This window comes from Aromatoleum sp. (assembly GCF_035254505.1).
Taxonomy (GTDB): domain Bacteria; phylum Pseudomonadota; class Gammaproteobacteria; order Burkholderiales; family Rhodocyclaceae; genus Aromatoleum.
The window spans coordinates 13590-34110 of sequence record NZ_DATFAO010000095.1 but is presented as its reverse complement, the minus strand read 5'-3'; the positions used below and the strand labels follow the sequence as shown (position 1 = coordinate 34110).

Annotated in this window: 20 protein-coding genes and 2 tRNA genes; 18 read left to right on the top strand and 4 right to left on the bottom strand. The window is 63.3% G+C overall.

Going from position 1 to position 20521, the window contains the following annotated elements; translation table 11 throughout:
- Window positions 1-50 precede the first annotated feature (50 nt).
- Complete coding sequence (locus VJ673_RS20570; RefSeq protein WP_324128034.1) at window positions 51-2180, top strand: DUF1631 domain-containing protein; 2130 nt, start codon at window positions 51-53, stop codon at window positions 2178-2180.
- 22 nt (window positions 2181-2202) lie between these two features.
- Window positions 2203-3138 carry an HDOD domain-containing protein gene (locus VJ673_RS20565; protein WP_324128033.1) on the top strand — a complete coding sequence of 312 codons (936 nt, stop codon included), beginning with the start codon at window positions 2203-2205 and terminating at the stop codon, window positions 3136-3138.
- Between the two features lie 20 nt (window positions 3139-3158).
- Here VJ673_RS20565 and VJ673_RS20560 read toward each other — a convergent pair whose 3' ends face one another.
- Window positions 3159-3671 carry a hypothetical protein gene (locus tag VJ673_RS20560; protein WP_324128032.1) on the bottom strand — a complete coding sequence of 171 codons (513 nt, stop codon included), beginning with the start codon at window positions 3669-3671 and terminating at the stop codon, window positions 3159-3161.
- 260 nt (window positions 3672-3931) lie between these two features.
- Here VJ673_RS20560 and VJ673_RS20555 point away from each other — a divergent pair, with 260 nt between their 5' ends.
- On the top strand, window positions 3932-5227 hold the full coding sequence (locus VJ673_RS20555; protein ID WP_324128031.1) for a GGDEF domain-containing protein: 1296 nt from the start codon (window positions 3932-3934) through the stop codon (window positions 5225-5227).
- A gap of 16 nt (window positions 5228-5243) precedes the next feature.
- On the opposite strand, the gene VJ673_RS20550 is transcribed toward VJ673_RS20555, so the two are convergent.
- On the bottom strand, window positions 5244-5801 hold the full coding sequence (locus VJ673_RS20550; RefSeq protein ID WP_324128030.1) for a putative metalloprotease CJM1_0395 family protein: 558 nt from the start codon (window positions 5799-5801) through the stop codon (window positions 5244-5246).
- Between the two features lie 199 nt (window positions 5802-6000).
- On the opposite strand from VJ673_RS20550, the gene VJ673_RS20545 reads away from it, so the two are divergent.
- From VJ673_RS20545 to gltX, 3 genes are all read left to right on the top strand, one after another.
- Window positions 6001-6075, top strand: a tRNA-Val gene (locus VJ673_RS20545).
- 27 nt (window positions 6076-6102) lie between these two features.
- A tRNA-Val gene (locus VJ673_RS20540) sits at window positions 6103-6177 on the top strand.
- A 145-nt stretch (window positions 6178-6322) separates the two neighbouring features.
- Window positions 6323-7720 carry a glutamate--tRNA ligase gene (gltX, locus tag VJ673_RS20535; protein WP_324128029.1) on the top strand — a complete coding sequence of 466 codons (1398 nt, stop codon included), beginning with the start codon at window positions 6323-6325 and terminating at the stop codon, window positions 7718-7720.
- A gap of 8 nt (window positions 7721-7728) precedes the next feature.
- Here gltX and VJ673_RS20530 read toward each other — a convergent pair whose 3' ends face one another.
- Window positions 7729-8070, bottom strand: coding sequence for a hypothetical protein (locus tag VJ673_RS20530; protein ID WP_324128028.1), 342 nt, complete (start codon window positions 8068-8070; stop codon window positions 7729-7731).
- Between the two features lie 473 nt (window positions 8071-8543).
- Between VJ673_RS20530 and VJ673_RS20525 the strand changes: the two genes are divergently transcribed.
- Window positions 8544-9650 (top strand): L,D-transpeptidase Cds6 family protein, encoded by a 1107-nt coding sequence (locus tag VJ673_RS20525; RefSeq protein WP_324128027.1) that lies wholly within the window; start codon window positions 8544-8546, stop codon window positions 9648-9650.
- A gap of 32 nt (window positions 9651-9682) precedes the next feature.
- Here VJ673_RS20525 and VJ673_RS20520 read toward each other — a convergent pair whose 3' ends face one another.
- The gene (locus VJ673_RS20520) at window positions 9683-9883 is read right to left on the bottom strand and encodes a hypothetical protein (protein ID WP_324128026.1); all 201 of its coding nucleotides are present in this window, start codon (window positions 9881-9883) and stop codon (window positions 9683-9685) included.
- Window positions 9884-10320: 437 nt separating this feature from the next.
- On the opposite strand from VJ673_RS20520, the gene VJ673_RS20515 reads away from it, so the two are divergent.
- The 11 genes from VJ673_RS20515 to VJ673_RS20465 all read left to right on the top strand — a co-directional run bounded on the left by VJ673_RS20515 (window position 10321) and on the right by VJ673_RS20465 (window position 20488).
- Entirely contained in the window at window positions 10321-11217 is an 897-nt protein-coding gene (locus VJ673_RS20515) for a helix-turn-helix transcriptional regulator (protein WP_324128025.1), read from the top strand.
- Window positions 11218-11559: 342 nt separating this feature from the next.
- A complete protein-coding gene (bzdN, locus tag VJ673_RS20510) occupies window positions 11560-12699 on the top strand; it encodes a benzoyl-CoA reductase, bzd-type, subunit N (RefSeq protein WP_324128024.1) in 1140 nt (379 codons plus the stop codon).
- Between the two features lie 26 nt (window positions 12700-12725).
- Complete coding sequence (gene bzdO, locus VJ673_RS20505; RefSeq protein ID WP_324128023.1) at window positions 12726-14030, top strand: benzoyl-CoA reductase, bzd-type, subunit O; 1305 nt, start codon at window positions 12726-12728, stop codon at window positions 14028-14030.
- Between the two features lie 17 nt (window positions 14031-14047).
- A complete protein-coding gene (locus tag VJ673_RS20500) occupies window positions 14048-14857 on the top strand; it encodes an acyl-CoA dehydratase activase (RefSeq protein WP_324128022.1) in 810 nt (269 codons plus the stop codon).
- Window positions 14858-14894: 37 nt separating this feature from the next.
- Complete coding sequence (bzdQ, locus tag VJ673_RS20495) at window positions 14895-15806, top strand: benzoyl-CoA reductase, bzd-type, subunit Q (protein ID WP_324128021.1); 912 nt, start codon at window positions 14895-14897, stop codon at window positions 15804-15806.
- 72 nt (window positions 15807-15878) lie between these two features.
- Window positions 15879-16163: a ferredoxin gene (locus VJ673_RS20490; protein ID WP_324128020.1), complete on the top strand. Its 285-nt coding sequence runs from the start codon at window positions 15879-15881 to the stop codon at window positions 16161-16163.
- 10 nt (window positions 16164-16173) lie between these two features.
- Window positions 16174-16503 (top strand): hypothetical protein, encoded by a 330-nt coding sequence (locus VJ673_RS20485; RefSeq protein ID WP_324128019.1) that lies wholly within the window; start codon window positions 16174-16176, stop codon window positions 16501-16503.
- Window positions 16504-16570: 67 nt separating this feature from the next.
- The gene (locus VJ673_RS20480; protein ID WP_324128018.1) at window positions 16571-17023 is read left to right on the top strand and encodes a GNAT family N-acetyltransferase; all 453 of its coding nucleotides are present in this window, start codon (window positions 16571-16573) and stop codon (window positions 17021-17023) included.
- 25 nt (window positions 17024-17048) lie between these two features.
- A complete protein-coding gene (locus VJ673_RS20475) occupies window positions 17049-17690 on the top strand; it encodes a PHP domain-containing protein (protein WP_324128017.1) in 642 nt (213 codons plus the stop codon).
- A gap of 53 nt (window positions 17691-17743) precedes the next feature.
- A complete protein-coding gene (locus VJ673_RS20470; protein WP_324128016.1) occupies window positions 17744-20293 on the top strand; it encodes an FAD-dependent oxidoreductase in 2550 nt (849 codons plus the stop codon).
- Window positions 20294-20305: 12 nt separating this feature from the next.
- On the top strand, window positions 20306-20488 hold the full coding sequence (locus VJ673_RS20465; protein ID WP_324128015.1) for a hypothetical protein: 183 nt from the start codon (window positions 20306-20308) through the stop codon (window positions 20486-20488).
- Window positions 20489-20521 lie beyond the last annotated feature (33 nt).

Below are 20521 nucleotides of genomic sequence, written 5' to 3'. Positions count from 1 at the left end.
CCGCTACGGGTAAAACAACGAAGCAGCTCGCAACCGATGCGGAGCACTACGTGACAATCGAACAGACATCGCGAAATCCGGAGCCGTCCGAGCCGTTCCGCCCGCACAAGGGGGTGCTGCTCGAATGCCGCGATTTTGTCAGTCAGCGCGTGCGCGAGGCCTTGGCGCGTGCGGTTGGTGAGGTGGACACCGAACTGCAGGGACGACGCGGCGACGCCTCCTCGGGCGACGAGTCGCAACGCCTGATCGAATTGCAGGTCCTCATCCGCCGCGTCGGGGCGGACCTCGACCGGGCGTTCAGTACCGGCTTCGACAAGCAATTCCAGGAGCGCGCTGGCGCATCCAGTCCGGCCAGCGACTTCTATCAAAAGCACAACGGCTTCCTGCCCGAACTCAGCCTCGTCGAAGAATCGGTCATCGACGAGTCGCTGATGGTCCGAAACCTGTCCGCGCGCCTGGAGCGCAATTGCGAGGCCGAAAGCCATGACCTGCAGACCCGCGTTGCATTCATGTTGGGCGAGAACGACATCGACCACACGGACAACCCGATCGGCCCTATGGCGATTTGCGAGACGCTCAAGAGCATCTGCTGGTCGCAGGATGCCGGCGGCGAGCTGCGCGCCGCGGTGCTCGAAATGCTCGTCTCAAGGCTCGCCAGCGACATATCCACGGTCTACCACGACGTCAATGCCCTGCTTGTTTCCCGTAAAGTGATGCCGAACGTACGTGCCCGCGCCAAGCGCGGAAAAGCTGTCCAGCGAATCGCCGCGCGCCGCAATGGCGGCCCCGGTCAGGAGGACGATGCGACCGACATCGTCAAGCAGCTGTTTTCGGCCCGCGCGGCCGCCGAGCTGCCGGACTGGAAGCGCCGCACCGGCGCCGCCGACCTCATGCAATTGCTCAGCGGTCTGCAGCGGGGCCAGCCCGACCTGGGGCTGGGCGGACAGACGTTCTCGATCGAACCCGAGGCCGCCGCGTCGGGCAACGTGATCACGCGTCTGGTCGAAGCCGGACTCGGCAAACACGTCGGAACGCTGGACGGCATCATCATCGACGTCGTTGCGACGCTGTTTGACTATATCTTCGACGATTCGCGCATTCCCGACGCGATGAAGGGCTTGATCGGCCGGCTCCAGATCCCGGTGCTCAAGCTCGCGATGATGGATCACGGCTTCTTCGCCAACCGAAGTCATCCTGCGCGGCGCCTGATCAACGCGCTGGCGCAGGCTGGCGTGACGTGGGACGGTCCCCTCGAACCCGACAGTACGCTGTACCGCACCGCCGAAGCGATCGTCGTCCGTATCCAGAACGAATTTTCCGAGGACGCCGAAGTCTTCGCGAGCTGCCTCCAGCAGTTCGAAACCTACCTCGTGGACCAGGAGCGCAATGCCGACGCCCGCGCCGCGACGCTGACCGACCGGCTCAAGGAGCGCGAACGTCAGGAACTCGCCCGCCAGGTTGCCCGCGACAGCGTCGCCGGACTGCTCGCGAACGAAGCGATTCCGCAGGTCGTTCGCAGCTTCATCGAAGGGACGTGGATCAAGGTACTCGCCGCCGCGTCGCTCGAAGCTGCAGGCGGCAGCGAGCCGGCAAAGGAAGGAGAGCGTTGGCGCGAAGCCATGGCGACGCTCGACGAGCTCGTGTGGAGCGTCTTGCCGATGCAGGGCCCGGAGTCGCGTCAATTGCTGGTCAAGCGCCTGCCCGGCATTCTGCACAACGTGAAGGCCGGCATGCAGCGCGTCTCGATGGACGAGGCCGCGCAGAAGGCGTTCTTTGCGGAGCTCGTGCAGTGTCACGCCGCGGCGATGAAAGCGGCTCCGGCAGGGCCGGCCGCGACGACCGGCGCAGCGACGGCGGCGCCGAGGCCGACCGGGCGCGCGTCGACTTTCCGTCCGCCCGATGAGGAACCCACGCCCGAGCTGCTCGAGCTCGATCTTCTGAGCCGTGGCAGTTGGGTCGAACTCAAGGATGAATCGGGCGACATCCGGCGCATGCGCCTGACGTGGATCAGTCCTGCCCGGACGATGTACCTCTTCGCCAATCGTCAGGGCGTGCGTGCGCTGGCATTGACGCGCGATGAACTGAAGCGCCGCTTCGCAAGCGGCGAGGCGCGCACCGCCGATCAGGAACCGCTGCTGGACCGTGTCGTCGACGATGTGCTCGACGAGCTGCGGGGTTGAACCGGACTTCAAGGAACGAAGCATGAGCACCACTGCAAGCCCGCGCGATCGTGGACAGGTCGTCGGCAACATCCGTGATTTCCTGCTGGCGGCGGACGAGCTGCCAAGCCCCCGTGGCGCAGCCTTGCAGCTCATCGAGCTGGCGCGCGATCCCAACGTCAACATCGACGCGGTCGTGCGTGTGATCCGTTCCGATCCGGCTTTGTCCGGTTTCGTCCTGCGCGCCGCATCGGCCGCCCGCTTCGGTAGAACCGAGCGACCGCTCGATCTGCGTCAGTCCGTCGTCCGGCTGGGGATGAACATCGTGCGCGCACATGCTGTCGCGTTGTCGCTCGTGGCGAACCGGCCGAAAGTGGTCTCCAAGCGATTCAACTACAACGCGTTCTGGACTTCGTCGCTGCTCAACGCTTCAGTCATGGAGGCGCTGGCCCGTCATTGCGGCGATCTCCCCGCATCCGAAGCCTTCACGCTCGGCCTGCTTAGCGATATCGGTATGCTGGCGTTCGCGACCGCAGCCCCCGGTCGCTATGACCTTGCACTCGACCGTGCAGCCCAGTCCGACGGGCCGGTGGAAGAGGTCGAGCAGCAGGCTTTCGGTTTCGATCGGCACGAGCTCTCCGCCGTGCTGCTCGTCGACTGGGGCATCCCGACGGCGCTCGCCGACGTCGTGTATTGGCAGCGGGACCCGGAAGGCGGCGGCTTCCAGCCCGACTCGCGGTCCTACCGTCTCGCCTGCGCGCTGCAGCTTGCTACCCGCTTGGCGGAGGTCTGTCTGAGCGGCAACGCGGACGTCGAAAGCGTTGCGACGGTGTATCTGCGTGCCGCCATTCTCGACCTTTCACCCGAAGAGACGCGTTCGCTCGCGAACGACGCCTTGGTGGAACTTCCGATGTGGATCGGATTGGTCGGGCTTCCCAAGCCCGAGATTGCCGCGCTGCCTTCCGACTGGGTCGCCTGAAGCGCCTTCGTCCAGTCAGGTCAAAGGACCTGTAGGAGGTCGTTCCTCAGTTCTTCGGCGCGCCGTCTTCCCGAGCGGCTGTCGACGATCATGCGGTACCAGCCCGGGAAATGGACGCGCAGCTCTTCGTGGGTTGCCGCCGAATTGATCTGGCTCATCAGCGAGATGGGACCGTAAAGGCTGCAGAACGACTTCAGCGTATTGATCATGAAGTTGCGCGCCTTCTCCAGGTCGCGCGGGTCGGGAGTCTGCGGGAGCTCGCGGAATGCTGTGATGGACGGCATGGGTCCGGCGGGGACTGCCTGATCGGGTTTGTTGTCCTGCCGGATCCCCTTCACCTCGATCAGGGCAAGCTCCTCGAGCGTGCCGAGCGTGTGCGTCAGGTCGTCGGCCGAGACGAGGTCGCGCAGATCGTCGACCGTGCGCCGGCCATCGATCAGGATCAGGACGCGCCGTATTCGCGGCGAGAGTTCCCCGCTGCGGTTTGTCATCTCCGCCAGCCCCTGCGGGGTCTTGGTGAAAACCACGCCCATCGAATGTCTCCTTTGTTATGACGCCGTGTCCATCGAGGGACGCCGGCCGGCGATTCTTGCACGTTTGTCGTGCGCCGTGGGAGAGCTGTTGCAGGCGGGGTAGCGAATACGGGTCGGATTATGACTTTTAAATTTTTTTAAAAATGGTAAACTAAAAAATCATTGGACTTTCCATATTCAACTTTCGACGAAATGTCGGTGGATTAAAGGAGAGGGTTGTTGCGAACAGCGCTCCGTCCGGTTGATGCGGAATACGCGGAATGAGTCAGCTCGAATACCTCGCCGCAAGACTGCGTGCAGGCCTGGGAGGTGCTGGGCGCCGGGTTGCCGAACTGCGGTCGGTGGTCGTTCTGGCCCTCGTGATCATCCTGGCGCTCGGGGCTCACTTCTACATCTACGCCTATCCGTCTCTGGTACGCATGCTCGTCGAGGAGTCCGAACTCGATGCGCTACGAGCCGCCAAGGTGCTACAGCATCTGGTGCTGGGCGAAGGTGCCCAGTGGGTGCCACTGGACGAGCGACGGAGCAATTCGATCGAAAGGGTACGGCAGGCGCTGGGCGTGCTCACGTTCAAGATATTCGATCGCGATGGCGTGCTCCTGTACTCGAGTAACGGGCGAGGCGTCGGCGCGAAGAACACGGGCGAACACTTTCGCGATGTCGTCGCCCAGGGCTCGATCTTTTCGCACATCGTCGACCATGAAGAGTTGACCGTGGACGGCGAGCGCGAAGCGCGCGATGTCGTCGAAACCTATGTCCCGGTGATGGTGGGGGAGCGCTTCGCCGGTGCTTTCGAGGTTTATTACGACATCACCGAGCGCCGGATCGAGTTCGACCGGCGTGTCGGAAAGATCAACCTCGGCGTTGCATCGCTGCTGGTCGGTCTCCTTGCCATCTTCTCGGTTACGGTCTTCCGCTCCTATCGTGCGGCGCTGAGCGCGGAGCGCGACCATACGCGTCGGCTCAGAGAGGAAATCGACCAGCGGCTGCTCATCGAGGAAGAGCTGCGGGCCAGCCATGGGCACTACCGCTATCTGGCCCATCACGACGCCCTCACCGGCATCGCTAACCGCACGCTGTTCCTCGACCGGTTTCATCATGCGCTGGCCAATGCCCGGCGGCACCGTACCCGGCTGGCGTTACTCTTTATCGACCTCGATCGATTCAAGGCAGTGAACGATACCTACGGGCACGAGGCAGGCGACAGGATGCTGAAACGGACGGCCAGCATCCTCTTGGACAATGTGCGTGAAAGCGATACCGCCGCACGCATCGCGGGCGACGAGTTTGCCGTGCTGGTCGAGCATGCCGACGAGCGGACGGTGGAGGCCCTGCTGCTTCGTCTGTCCGGAGAGTTCAAGAAGGCGAGGGCGATGGACGACCTGCCGTTAGCGCTGTCGGCGAGCATTGGCGTTGCCCTGTTCCCCGAGCATGGCGACGACATGGAGACCTTGCTGCATCGAGCGGATCTCGCAATGTACCAGGCGAAATTTGCGGGTCGCGGCGTCTGGCGCTACTTCAGCCACGACCCCGATCCGCTGCCCGAGCCTGCCTGAGGGCGGCTTTCTTCCGCTACGCGTAGGTATCTATCAAGCCGCCGACGCGCTGTGGTTCGAGCGTTCGCCGCAAGCTGAGTTCGCGTCCCGCCGCCTGACCCACGGTCGCGGTGTCATTCGGTCGAGTGTCCTGTGCGGCCTGGATGTGTGCCTCGAGCTCCATACGGCTCGCCGCGGCTGCGACTTGCCGGTCCTGTGCCGAAGGGTCTGCGGGGGCGAGGGCGGCCGCGCGGATCTGTTGCGCGCGCCGGATCGTTTCTTCGGGCGTGCGGCCCGGCGAGGTGTCGATGGAGACCTCGCCACCGACCGCATAGAGCTGTCCGTCCGGCCCGCGCTGATAAGTATAGCTGGGGCCGCCCCGAACGAGACCGGCCCCGGCTGCGAGGTGGCTCATCTCGTGAGCGCGAACGTCGCGATCGGTTTGCTGAAGTTGCGCCAGTACGCGCTGGTCATCGGGACTCAACTGGTGAGCAGAGGTCGGCGAGCCGGTTGCAGGCGTAGCTGTGCGTCCATTCCCGGTCGAGGTCGGGATCAACGAAGCGGTTGCCGCCGATGTAACGGAGCCGATGTTCATGCGGATCGCACGCTGTCCGGGATGGCGCCGGTATGCCGGTCCGAGACGTTGGTGAAGGCCTGATTCAAAGACTAGATCGCCGTTCGACGATCGGAAAGGAACTTTCTGGCGGATTTGGAGGACCCGGTATGTTGTCGACGCAACCGACGCTTGACGTATGAATGGGCCTCCCACTACAATCGCGCCTCTTCGCCAAACTGGGCGGTTAGCTCAGCGGTAGAGCACTGCCTTCACACGGCAGGGGTCACTGGTTCGATCCCAGTACCGCCCACCAGTCATAGGCGAAGACGCACGGATTTCCGGGCGGTTAGCTCAGCGGTAGAGCACTGCCTTCACACGGCAGGGGTCACTGGTTCGATCCCAGTACCGCCCACCAGAGTAAGAGCCCTGAAGCTTCGGTTTCAGGGCTTTTTGCTTTTTGTCGCGGATCCGTCAATGTCCCGCCTCGGCCCGAGGTGGGGGCATTCGCTACGATGGCGTAGAATCCGCGTCTTCCAAAACGCTTCTGAGTCGATATTTCGATGGCTTCCACTGTTCGTACCCGATTCGCACCGAGTCCCACCGGTTTCCTGCACATTGGCGGCGCACGTACCGCCCTTTTCTCGTGGGCCTTTGCGCGGCGCCACGCCGGTACTTTCGTCCTGCGCATCGAGGACACCGACGTCGCGCGTTCGACGCCCGAGGCGGTGCAGGCGATCATCGACGGCATGAACTGGCTTGGGCTGGAAGCCGACGAAGGCCCGTTCTACCAGATGAGGCGGATGGACCGGTACAAGGAGGTCGTGCAGGAGATGCTGGCCGCCGGAACGGCCTACTACTGCTATACCTCCCCGGAGGAGCTGGATCGGATCCGCGAGGAGCAGCGCGCACGGGGCGAGAAGCCGCGTTATGACGGCCGCTGGCGTCCGGAGACAGGCAAGAGCCTTCCGACGCCGCCTGAAGGCGTGAAGCCGGTCGTGCGTTTCCGCAATCCGCAGGACGGTGTCGTCGCGTGGGACGATCTCGTGAAGGGAAGGGTCGAGTTCGCGAATACGGAGCTCGATGACTTGATCATCGCGCGCCCGGACGGCACGCCGACCTACAACTTCTGCGTCGTCGTCGACGACATGGACATGCGAATCACCCACGTGATCCGCGGCGACGACCATGTCAACAACACGCCGCGCCAGATCAATATCCTGAAGGCGTTGGGGGGCGAGGTGCCGGTGTATGCACACCTGTCGATGATCCTGGGCGACGACGGCACCAAGCTTTCGAAGCGCCACGGCGCGGTGAGCGTGATGCAGTATGCCGACGACGGCTATCTGCCGGAGGCCGTGATCAATTATCTGGCTCGCCTCGGCTGGAGCCACGGAGACGACGAGATCTTCTCGCGCGAGCAATTCGTCGAGTGGTTCGATCTGGATCACATCACGCCGTCCGCGGCCCAGTTCAATACCGAAAAGCTGAACTGGCTGAACGCCCATTACATCAAGCAGACCGACAACGTCCGGCTCGCGGCCGACGTCGCGCATCGCCTCGCATTGCGTGGTGTCGATCCGGAAGCGGGCCCGGTGCTCGAGGCGGTGGTCGGTCTCTACAAGGAACGTGTGTCGAATCTGAATGAGTTGGCCGACGCGGCTGAGCTCTTCTGCGTCGAGATCCATCCTGCGCCCGAACTCCTCGCTCAGCACCTGACCGAGGCCGCGCGCGCGGCTTTGGCGAGCCTGAAGAATCGCCTTGCTTCCGCCAACTGGGACAAGGTCTCGTTGAACCAGGCGATCAAGGACACCATGGCCGAGCATGCTCTCAAGATGCCCCAGGTGGCGATTCCGCTGCGCGTCGCGGTGCTCGGCGTCGCCCAAACCCCGGCCATCGACGCGGTGCTGGAAGTGATGGGCCGCGAGCGGGTGCTGCAGCGCGTCGGGCGCTACCTCTGACTGCTTAGTCAGCGTAGAGCGGGGTCTCCACGCAGGTCCTGGTACAGGACGGTCTCGGCCAGCGACCGCAGGAAGGTGACGCGGCAGTCCACGCGAGTCGAACAGATGACCGAGGTTGCCAGTTCCTCGGCAGCGAGTTGATTGCGCGGCTCGCCGAAGGCCGGGATCGAAATCCGATGCCCGGCAAGCTGCTCCGGATGATCTCGAAGCTGCCTCGCAATCGGAGGGAGTTGATAACTCCTGACACGACCGACGGCCGGCGCTGCAGGTCGAGGAGGCTGGAAATCCGAGGACTCGTCGGCGGCGGCGGAGGTGGAATCCGACCCCGCCGCGGCGTCGAGTTCACACAAGATGCGGCTCCGGGCTGTCCAGCACGTCCAAGCCACTGTTTCCGCGAAGGATGCGCTCTGTATCGGGTTCTCGCCGGCTGCGCCTGCGATTGGAATGGGGGACGAGAGGTCCATCAGGAGCGACGCCAGCGCGAATTGCGCGATCAGAAGGGGTTTCCGCATGACATCGAACTCCGTGTCCCTTTTCCGAGCAAGCAATGCTCTGCATGCCCTCGGTGCGCCCGCTAACCTAGATCGAGCGCCCGCGTCGCCACAGTCGCTGATTGCGCTGCAGCACTAATGCAATATAGATATCTGTGCTGTCGTTGCAAGTTGGGGCTGAGAATTTTCGTGTCATTTTTTACGGATGCTGCGACACAGAGTCGCATCTCCGGCGAACAGTGGGAAAAGTCCGCAGATCCTCCGTAGATGTCGGGATGCAATGGCGGTGGGGGAAGCTGATAAAATCCCCTCCTCACGTCATTGGTAACGAAATGCAAGCCATTCTTTTCTCGCGGCGCGCCGGAATCGGCGCTGTCAGGGGGCTCGCCGGGCTGGTCTTGGCGGGCGTGTGCGGCACGGCCTTGTCGGCCGTCGGTTTTCCCGCGTTCGAAGAAAAGTACCAGCCGGATCTTCATCCGACTCCGCGGGTGAGCTGCCCTCAGTCGGCGGAGTTGCCCCGGTCCTTGATCGCAGCGGCAGCGTGCGGCGACGTCTTTCGCGTCCGCGCCCGTCTTGCCGAAGGCGCCGACGTGTCGGTGACCGACTCTCGGCCGCGGTTCAAGGGCCGCACAGCCCTGCATCACGCAGTACAGCTGGGGAACGCCGAGATCGTCGGGCTGATGCTGGCGGCCGGCGCACGCGGGGATGCGGTCGATTCGCAAGGCAACACGCCGCTGCACCTGCTGGGTACGCGGCCGCGGTCGGCGGAGGAGAGCGCGATTGCACGCGCGCTGATCAACGTCGGGGTCGACGCGCGAGTGCGTAACGCAGCCGGGCGCACGCCGCTGGGCGAACTTCTTCACTTTGCACGTCACGATATCGATCCATTGCGGCTGAGCCGCATTCCGCTCGCCGTGTTGCTTGACGAGGCGGAGGCGACCGGGCCGATTCCTATTCGCGGGGCTGTCGCCGCGGTGCCGGTCGATCCCGTCCGCGTCGTCGCAGTGGAGGACAAGCCGGTGGCGGCGGTCGCGATCGCGCCGGCGGTGACGGCGCCGGCTCAGGGAAATGCGGGAGCGTCGACGCAGGGTGCTGCGCCCAAGGAAGATGCGGTGCGCTCTGCGCTCGATTCGTGGTTGGCCGCTTGGTCAGCGCGTGACGCAGAGGCGTATATCGGTCACTACGCCGCCAGCTTCCGTCCGGCCGACGGGTCAAGCGTTGATGCGTGGCGGGGGCAGCGTCGCGCCCGACTGGGAGCTGCACACTCGATCCAGGTCACGGTCTCCGACCTGCAGGTGAAGGTCGACGGCGCGCACGCGGTTGCGCAGTTCAAGCAGGATTACCGTAGCGACAGTTTCAAGTCGCTCGATCACAAGATCCTGGTGCTGGTTCCCGAGGGGAGCGACTGGCGTATCGCCGAGGAGAAGACCTCGCGCTAGTAGTCGGACGCGCGTGCAGGTCGCGCAGCCAATCACCGGGTTGCGAGGCACTCGGTGAAGTATTGGTCGCGGAGTTCCCTTGCCCGGACATCCTTGACGCGTTTGCGGCGTGTCGCGCGGCGAAACATCCCGCTTTCGTCTTCGAGCCTGTCGGCCTGGCGTACGTAGCGGCTGCAACGTGCAGCGTGGCGTTGCTCCGCGAGCGTGCGTTCAGCACGTTCGCGTTCCGCCATTTGTGTCCGCTTAGCCCGTTCCGCATCTGTTTGCCGAACGAAGTCGCGTTCGCGCTGGCGCGTAAGTTCGGAGAGTTTGCGGTCGGCTTCCGCAGGCTCCGCCGTTGGCAGTGCGAGCTTCGCGCCCGACTGTGGACATTGCGTCGCCTGATAGGTCGGAGCGGCCTCGCTTCCGCAGCGGTAGATGTCGGTCGCCGCCTGGGCGGGACCGAGGCTCAGCAGAGCGAACGTCAGCGTGGCAGAGCATCGGAACGAAGGTGGCATGGCTAGCTGAAAAATTCGCATTATGCCATGCGTATGTTTTGCTGCGCGGAAGTGTCGCCCGCAAAGGCATGACGATATTTCAGTGGTCGTGGGACCGTCTAAAATCTTGCGTTCGCACTCAGGGTTTAGCACTATAGTGCATCAAACAAGCGCCGTTGGAATAAGGGGGCGAGATGTCGCATGACGAGAATACTGCCCGGCTGAAACGGCCGGATCTGTCGCTCGAGGAAAACAACTACCTGTTGATGCTGGGCGAGCGGATCCGTGAATTGCGTGCGCGACGCGGCATGACGCGGAAGATGCTGGCGCAACAATCCGGGGTGTCCGAGCGTTACCTGGCCCAGCTCGAGACCGGACACGGGAACATTTCCATCATTCTGCTGCGGCAGATCGCGGAGGGCCTGGGGTTCCCACTCGTGGATATCGTGCGTGAAGAGCCGGAGCAGTCGCCCGAGCTGACGCTGCTCGTCCAATATTTGAGCAGGTTTCCCCCCAAGACGCATGAATGGGCGCGGCGCGTGTTGCAGGGAGAGCTCGAATCGTCGGCACGCGATGCACGACGGCAACGCGTAGCGTTCATCGGCCTGCGTGGTGCGGGCAAGACGACATTGGGCACGATGCTCGCGGAGCAGCGGGGCGTCCCCTTCCTGGAGCTCGCGAAGGTGATCGAGCAGGAGGCGGGGGCGGAGCTGTCGGAGATTTTTTCGCTGTACGGGCAGTCGGCGTATCGCCGGTATGAGCGCCGGGCGCTGGAGGCGGTGGCCGAGCAGCATGAGGCCTTCGTGCTAGTGGCCGGCGGAAGCATCGTGTCAGAGCCGGCGACCTTCGATCTGCTGCTGTCCTCGTGCTTTACCATCTGGCTGCGTGCGTCGCCCGAGGAGCATATGGCGCGGGTGATGGCCCAGGGCGATTACCGGCCGATGAAGGGCAATCAGGAGGCGATGGAGGATTTGAAGCGCATCCTCGCGGGCCGGTCGGCGATGTACGGCAAGGCCGACGCGATTGTCGATACGTCCGGCAAGTCGCTGGACGAGAGCTTCTCCGAGGTGCTCGAAGCCATCGCGCGCTGAACAAACGGTCGTCCGACCGAATATTCGGTCTTTCGCGGCGGCTCTAGCCGCGGCCGCTCCCCCCGAACCCCGCTTCTGCGGGGTTTTCTTTTTTTCCGTGATCATCGGTTTCCGTTGCGCAGTGCACAAAATTGCACTTGCGTGGCGCGGGTTCGCCCGAGAACTGGCTTTGGCTCCTTAAAAGTGCACCAAATTGCACTTTGATGTGCAGGACAGTTGACGTAGGTCAACATCGACTGCACTCCGGTGCGTAGTATGCGTAATCATGCATTAACGGAAAAATAATGCAGTAAGTCGCAGACGCAGGATTGCTTCTGCCGATACATCAGAGGAGATAGTTCGATGAGCGATGGTTTGTTCGACCAGTTCAAGACCTGGTACGAGAAGCGCCACGATTATGCACGGGACTGGAAGGCGCGGACCGGTGGCCAGGTGGTGGCTACGATGTGTACTTACACGCCGGAGGAGCTGCTGATCGCCGCCGGGATGTTGCCGGTGCGCGTCCTCGGAGCGCATGAGCCGCAAAACGTGACCGAGCCGCACATCTTCGGCATGTTCTGTCCGTTCTGCCGCGACTCGCTGGCGCAAGGCCTGCTGGGCCGCTTCGATTACGCCGACGGCGTGACGCTGACCCAGTCGTGCATCCAGTATCGTCAGACGTTCAACTCGTGGCGCATGCATGTCCCGACCGTGAAGTGGGACTACTACGTGCCGATGCCCAACGACGTGCAGTCGCCCCATGCACGCAAGGCACATTACGAGGAAGTGCAGTCCTTCCGCGTGTTCTTGCAGACGCTGACTGGCCGCGAACTGACCGATGCGCGCTTGCGGGAAGCGCTGGAAATTGTCGACGAAAACCGCCGCCTGCTGCGCGAACTGTTCGACCTGCGCAAGCAGAGCAACCCGCAGGTGACCGGCGTCGAAGCCCTGTATGCGTCGATCACGGCTCAGTTCGTCGATAAGCGCGAGCACAACGAGCAGCTGAAGAAGGTGCTGGCCGCGGTCAAGACCCGCAACCTGAATCGTCCGGAAGGCATCCGCTTCATGACGATCGGTTCTGAGAACGACGACGTCGCATTCATGGCGATGGTGGAGTCGGTCGGCGCAACGATCGTGGTCGACGACCAGTGCTCCGGTACCCGGTACTTCTGGAACGCATCGAAGCCTGAAGCCGACGTCGTCAAGGCGATCGCCGAGCGCTACTGCGACCGGCCGGCCTGTCCGACCAAGGACTACCCGAACCACACCCGCTTCGATCATGTGCTCGGCCTGGCGAAGGACTACGGCGTTCAGGGCGCGATCTTCCTGCAGCAGAAATTCTGCGACCCGCACGAGGGCGATTACCCGGATCTGAAGCGTCATCTCGAGACCAACGGGATTCCGACGCTGTTCCTGGAATTCGACATCACCAATCCGATCGGCCCCTTCCGGATCCGTATCGAGGCATTCCTCGAGACGCTGACCGAAGAAGAGCTGTTCTGAACTGACGGGAAAGAGGGATAAACGCCATGGCAAATCTGTATCCGACCGAGCAGCTGAAGCTCTGGAAGAAGGCGAAGGAGCTTCGCGAGCAGTACTACATGAACTACGCCCGTGCGAAAGAGAAGGGCGGCATCCGCTGGTCCGGCTCCGCCTGGGCGCTGGACGCGATCCCCGCCGGCTTGGGTGACGACGTGTATTCACTGACCGGCGAGCCGTACGCGGCTGCTGTGTCGCATGACCGCAAGTTCGCCAAGGAATGCATGGACGCCGCGGAAGCCTACGGCTTCGCCCGCGACCTGTGCTCCTACATGCGGATCTACTGGGGCGGCATGCATCTGAACAAGTACCTGTTCGGCGGCGAGTTTCCGAAGCCCGACTTCATCTTCCAGACGCAGATCTGCTGCTCGCACTCGAAGTGGTATCAGCACGTCGCCAAGGAAGAGCAGGTTCCGCAGTTCTATCTGGACGTCGGCGTCGGCCCGTACAAGGACATGACGGATGCACGCCTCGACTACGTGGCGAATCAGCTGCACGACGGTATCGAGTTCGTCGAGAAGGCGAGTGGCCGCAAGTTCGACGACGAGCTGTTCATCAAGGCGGTGAAGAACGAGATGCGTTCGACCTCGCGTTGGGCGGACATCTGCGCGCTGAACAAGGCCAAGCCGGCGCCGCTGGACGAGAAGACGATGTATTCGCTGTACGTGCTCTGCACGCTGCAGAAGTCGTCGCAATGGTGCGCGGACTTCATGGACGAGCTGTACGAGGAAGTGAAGGATCGTGTGGCGCGCGGCATCGCCGCCGTGCCCAATGAGACGGTTCGCATGATGTCCGACACGCAGCCGCCCTGGTCCTTCCTGAAGATCTTCCGTTATCTCGAGACCTACGGTGCGGTGTCGATCGGTTCGCTCTACACCTTTGCGCTGGAAGGCATCTGGGAAGACAAGCCGGACGGTTCGTGGGGCGGCCGCACGCTGCCGTGGGACAAGGGTATCGAGATCAACGACCGCGATACCGCAGTCCGCCTGTATGCCGATTGGAATCTGTCGAAGCCGCAGTGGCAGCACTTCTACGACCCGCGCCTGAAGACCGAGATGATGCTGCGCATCGTCAAAGAGTGGGGCGTCGATGGCGTGATGCTGCACTTGAACCGCGGTTGCGAAGGGCTGTCGCTGGGGATCATGGAAAACCGCCTGGGCATCGCCAAGGCCGGCGTGCCCGTGATGACGTACGAAGGAAACATGGGCGACGAGCGCGAATTCGACGAGGTCCGCACACAGGCACGGGTCGACGCGTTCATGGAGCAGCTGGGTCTGCGCCGTCAGGCAGCTTGATCAGGAGGAGACGAAAAATGTTTACCGCTGGAATCGATATGGGCTCCCGCAGCGTGAAGGTGGTGCTGCTGGAAGAGGTGACTGTGGAAGGCGTGCCGGGCAAGCAGTACTCGGTGAGGAAGACGCATCTGATGATGCCGGGGGATCTGGATGCCGATCAGGCGGCCGACAAGGCCTTCGATGAGACGCTCACGGCAGCCGGCGTGACGCGTGATCAGGTCAAGGCGGTGTTCGCGACTGGCGCCGGACGCACGCAGGTCGCTTTCGCGACCGAGGGCGTGACCGAAATGACGGCCGGTGCGAAGGGCGCGGTGTTCATGTATCCGCAGGCTCGCACGGTGGTCGACGTGGGTGCCGAGGAAGGCCGCGGCATCAAGACCGATGCTGCGGGCAAGGCGATCGACTTCGCCGGCAACGAGAAATGCGCTGCAGGGGCGGGTTCCTTCGCTGAGGCGATGAGCCGCGCGCTGCAGCTGTCGCTGAAGGAGTTCGGCGAGGCGAGCCTGAAGTCGGACAAGAGCATCCCGATGAACGCGCAATGTACTGTGTTCGCGGAATCCGAAGTGGTGTCGCTGATCCACTCCGCGACGCCGAAGGAAGACATCGCGAAGGCGGTGTTGGACGCGGTGGCGAGCCGGGTGTGCGCGATGGTGCGGCGCGTCGGCATCGAGGGCAACGTGGTGCTGATCGGCGGCATGGGTCACAACCCGGGCTTCGTCGCGTCGCTGAAGAACGCGATGGACGTCGATGAGGTGCTGCTGCCCGAACTGCCGGAGTACGTCAGCGCGCTGGGTTGCGCGCTGATCGCCGCCGAGCGTGTGCACTGAGCCGACAAGCGACCAATACGGATAAAGGAGCGATCAAATGAATGCAGAAGTTGCTGCCGCTACCGCCACCCCCGAGAAGAAGGAATTCTGGCGCTGGCAGGAAAACACCTGGTTCGACGAGACCAAGAACTGGAAGGACGCGAAGATCATCACCTGCGGCATCGACGTCGGCTCGGTGTCGTCGCAGGCGGTACTGGTCTGTGATGGCGAGCTGTACGGCTACAACAGCATGCGCACCGGCAACAACTCGCCGGATTCGGCCAAGAATGCGCTGCAGGGCATCATGGACAAGATCGGCATGAAGCTCGAGGACATTCACTATGTCGTCGGCACCGGTTACGGCCGGGTGAACGTGCCCTTCGCCCACAAGGCGATTACCGAGATCGCATGCCACGCTCGCGGCGCGAACTACATGGGCGGCTCGAAGGTGCGCACCATCCTCGACATGGGCGGCCAGGATTGCAAGGCCATCCACTGCGACGAGAAGGGCAAGGTCACGAACTTCCTGATGAACGACAAGTGCGCGGCCGGTACCGGGCGCGGCATGGAAGTCATCTCCGACCTGATGCAGATCCCGATCGCCGAACTAGGCCCGCGCTCCTTCGACGTCGATGTCGAGCCGGAAGCGGTGTCGTCGATCTGCGTGGTGTTCGCGAAGTCCGAGGCGCTGGGCCTGCTGAAGGCCGGCTACACGAAGAACAAGGTGATCGCGGCGTATTGCCAGGCGATGGCCGAGCGCGTCGTGAGCCTGCTGGAGCGGATCGGTGTGGAAGAGGGTTTCTTCATCACCGGCGGTATCGCGAAGAACCCCGGCGTCGTGAAGCGGATCGAGCGTCTGCTCGGCATTAAGGCCGTCGATACCAAGATCGACAGCCAGATCGCCGGCGCGCTGGGCGCCGCGCTCTTCGGCTACACGCTGATGCAGAAGCAGGGCGCGAAGGCGGCCTGATCCGGAACCGGTTGCCGGGAGTGGCGATGAGCGCTGCTTCCCGGCTCCGGACGCAAACCAAGGAGCACCGAGATGATCGCGAACTACGGCTACAAGGATGGTTCCGGCGAGTACTACATCAGCATCGACACGGACAAGTGCATTGACTGTGCTGCGGAGCGCGCCTGTCTGACGGCGTGTCCGAAGAACATGTTCGAAATCATCACCGACGACTACGACGACGAGGTGGCGTGGGTGAAGAAGGAATGCACACGTGCGCTCGCATACGACTGTGCCGGGTGCAAGCCGGCGGCCGGTTACACGAGCCTGCCCTGTACGAGCGCCTGTACTCCGGGCGCGATCAAGCATTCCTGGTAGGAGACCCGCCATGCAATACGCAACGACGAAGGATTCGGCGATGGGTGCGAAGAAGATGATTCCGATCAAGCTCGCGGGCGCAACTTCACGCGAAGAGGACGTCGAGGATCGGCTGCTCCGCGATGGCTGGAAGCGTCTGACGACGATCGGTGAGCCGCGCCTGTCGGAAATCGCCGAGGCGTATCGCGGCATGGGTTTCGAGGTGCACGTCGAGAGCTACAAGACCGAGGGCGACGGCTGTACGAGTTGCCTCGACGCCGACCAGGAGATGGGGAAGGTGATCGGCACGGTCTATACGCGGCGTGCGGCCGTCGTGCAGAAGGACGACGAGTTGTTCTGAATCGAATGGCATCCGGTGCGCGCGTCGGGTGCTGCGCCGGACAGAAGACATCACAGGAGAATGACAAATGGCGGATCAGAAGCGCGTAATGCGGGTGCTGAACAAGAATGACCTGAACGCGATCGTCGAGATCGATGCCGCGGGTTCGAAGCAGGACCGTCGCGACTACTACGAGCGCAAGCTGGAAGGGATCCTGAACCCGAAGCACAACATCAATTCGTCGCTCGTCTGTGAGATCGACGGCAAGGTGGCCGGCTTCGTGATGGGCGACGTGTATTTCGGCGAGTTCGGCATTCCCGAATCGACCGCGACGATCGACACGATCGGGGTCGATCCGCGCTTTCAGAACCGTGGCATCGCGAGCGAACTGCTCGACCAGTTCATGATGAACATGAAGGCCGCGGGCGTGAAAAAGGTGTACACGCTGGTGAACTGGGACGACTTCGCGCTGGAGAAATTCTTCTCCCGCCAGCGCTTCTCGCCGTCCAAGCGCATCAATCTCGAATTCACGGTTGCCTGATCAACCGGCGCGCGGAGTCCGTCCCATGTGGATCGATTGCCATTGCCATACCAAGCACTCCTACGACAACTGGCTGGAGCCGGTGGACCTCGTCCGTCGCGCGAAGGCGCTGGGGCTCGACGGGGTGTGCATCACCGAGCATTACTCCTATGAAGCCTCGTTCCCCGTGGAGCAGGTAGGGCGCGATGAGGGGCTGCTGGTGCTGCGGGGGGTGGAGATCGCGACCGACCGGGGACACATGCTGGCGTATGGCGTCGAGGACGACGGCTGGAACATCTGGGGGCGCGACAACTACCTCCCGATGAATGACGTCATCGAGCACATCAACAGTATTGGCGGAATCTGCGTGCCGGCCCATCCGTTCCGCGAGGTCGGCGTGGCGAGCCTGCTGCACGGCTTGCTGGACCTCAGCGGGATCGCCGCGGTGGAAACACACAACGGCGGGAATATTGACAGCGATAACGAACTTGCGATCTCTGCCGCGCAGCACATGCGATTGCCCGCGCTGGGCGGCAGCGATTGCCACAAGACGGCTGCGGTCGGGCGGTGTGCGACCTGGTTTTCTCAGCCGGTGACGGACATGGCGAGTTTCATCGCGGCGGTGCGCGCCGGAGCTTGCCGGGGAAGCTATTACCCGGGCTACGGGCAGCTTGCGCAGGCCGCTTGAGGCGCAGCCCCGTGGGTTTCGGGCAGAGAGCATAAGAAAGGGACGAGAGAGACATGGAAGCCGTACAGACATCGGAAATCAGGTGGTGGAAGGCCGCGAAACCGGCCGGATTGGCCGAGTTCGGGGCGCCGGTGACGCTGACGATCGACGGGGTCGAGGTCGAAGCACCCGCGGGAGCTTCGGTACTCAACGCCGCGACGGCCGCGGGCCTTTATATTCCGGCGCTGTGCGCGCACCCTGACCTTCCTCCTGCCGGCCAGCGCGGCGCGGGAGATGGCGGCTGCAACCTGTGCATGGTCGAGATCGATGGCATCGACGGGGCCGTGAAGGCCTGTTCGACCCCCGTCACGGCTGGCATGACGGTGACGACGAAATCCGCCGCGATCCAGGAAGTGCGCCAGGCCAACCTCGCAAAGGTCCTCGGCCCGCATCCGCATGTCTGTCTGACCTGTCCGCAGCGCGACGGCTGTTCGCGCTCGCAGTGTTCCTACGGCAACCCGCAGGAGACGCGCTGCTGCACGATCTTCTCGTCCTGTGAGCTGCGCAAGATCTCCGATTACATCGGCATCCCGAACACGACGCCGCCGTACAAGCCCGTTCAGCTCCCGATCATCAAGAACGAGCCCTTCTTCGATCGCGACTACAACCTCTGCATCGACTGCCGCCGCTGTCTCGTCGCCTGTAATGACGTGCGTGGCGTGGGCTGTCTGGAGGTGAAGGAAGTCGAGACGCCGCAGGGCAAGCGGACATATGTCGGTACGATTGCGCCGACGCTCATCGAATCGGGCTGTACCTTCTGTCAGGCCTGTGTGACCGTATGTCCGACTGGCGCGCTGATGGACCGCACGCTCGACCCCGCCAAGCGCGAGGAGTCGATGGTGCCATGCAAGAACGCATGTCCGGCGGGCATCGACGTGCCGCGCTACGTGCAGCTCGCCGCCGAAGGCAAGTATGGTGAGGCGATCGCGGTGGTGCGCGAGAAGCTGCCGTTCCCCGGCATCCTCGGTCGCGCCTGTTTCGCGATGTGCGAATCGGCCTGCCGCCGCAAGGATCTCGATGATCCGCTGTCGATCCGCAATCTGAAGCGCATCGCCGCGGATAACGACACCGGCCTGTGGCGCGAGCATGCGAAGAAGCTGCCCGCGACCGGCAAGAAGGCGGCGGTGATCGGCGCGGGTCCCGCAGGTCTGACGGTGGCGTACTACCTCGCGAAGCAGGGCCACGGGGTGACCATCTTCGACGCGCAGCCGGCCGCGGGTGGCATGGCGCGCTACGGTATTCCGTCCTACCGCGTACCGGCGGAAGTGATCGACAACGAGGTCGCGGAAGTGTCCGCTCTCGGCGTCGAGTTCCGCTACGGCGCCAAAGTGGAAAGCGTCGATACGCTCTTCAGTGACGGCTACGGTGCGGTGTTTGTCGGTATCGGCGCTCAGGGTGGCGACAGGCTTGGCATCCCTGGTGACGACCTGCCGGGCGTGGTCGACAGTCCGACCTACTTAAAGGCTGTGACGATGGGCCTCGTGAATGCGCCCGAGGGCATCCAGACCGGCAAGAAGGTCGCGGTGATCGGCGGCGGCAACGTCGCAACCGACAACGCGCGCAGTTCGCGCCGTTTCGGGGCCGAGGTCGACATGGTGTATCGCCGCACTCGCGAGGAGATGCCGGCACGCCTGGAGGAATTCGAAGGCTGTGTGGAGGAGGGCGTGAATATCCGCTACCTGCTCGCGCCAAAGAAGATCGAGCCGGGCACCAATGGTTATCGGCTGCAGATCACCTACGCGAAGATGGCGTTGGGCGAGGCGGATGCTTCGGGTCGCCGCAAGCCGGTCGAGACGGGCGAGGAAGTCGTCGAGGGCGTGGATCTGGTGATTGCCGCGATCGGCCAGTTCCCGAGCCGTTTCGAAGGCTTCGGGGTCGAAACGGATCGAAAGGGGCGCATCACGGTGCGCGAGGATTCGATGCTGACGAGCCGGCCCAAGGTCTATGCGGGCGGCGACTGTGTGCTCGGACCTTCGACGCTGATCGAGTCGGTCGCTCAGGGACGTGTGGCGGCTTCGGCGATGGATATCGTGCTCGGTGGCGACGGCGACATCTCTGAAGTGCTGTTGCGTGACGGCTGGGAGACCAGCCCCTACATCGGCCGCAAGGAAGGCTTCAATAAGATTCGCAAGTTCCACCCGATCATGCTGGCGCCCGAGCAGCGCACGGGCTGGGACGAGGTTGAGCTGGGCTTCGATGACGCGACGGCACGGGCGGAGGCGGCACGCTGCTTCAAGTGCAACCTCGCGCCGAAGATCGCCGAAGCGGTGCTGCCGCCAGAGTCCTCGCTGAAGTTCGACGAGGCGACGATCGCGGCGGTGCCGACCGAGTCGGGTGTGTTCCAGCTCCTCGACGGGGACAAGAACGTGCTGATGATCAAGGGTGTGGAGAACCTGCGCGCCGGGTTGATGGAGCAGCTCGAACGCGGCGGTGACGCGACGAACTTCGTGTTCGAGGAAGCGGCTCTCTTCACCTCGCGTGAGAGTCAGATGATCCAGGCCTACCTGCAGCAGTTCGGGAAGATGCCGGGCGGCGGGTCGGACGAACTCGACGACTTGTTCTGATCGGAGGCTGACATGGGACAGGTGATCGATTTCTGGTCGGCCGAGGAGATCCGCCCGGCCGTGAAACCCGAGGCGAAGTGCCGGTGCACGAACTGCGGCGCGGACCTGTGGCATATCCGCTGCGACGGCGAAGTGTGCTGTGCGGACTGCGACGCGGTGTGTCCGTACCGGTTGCAGATGAAGAACGAAAGCTGAAGTAGCCGAAAACGCGCTGAGCGAACGAGAACG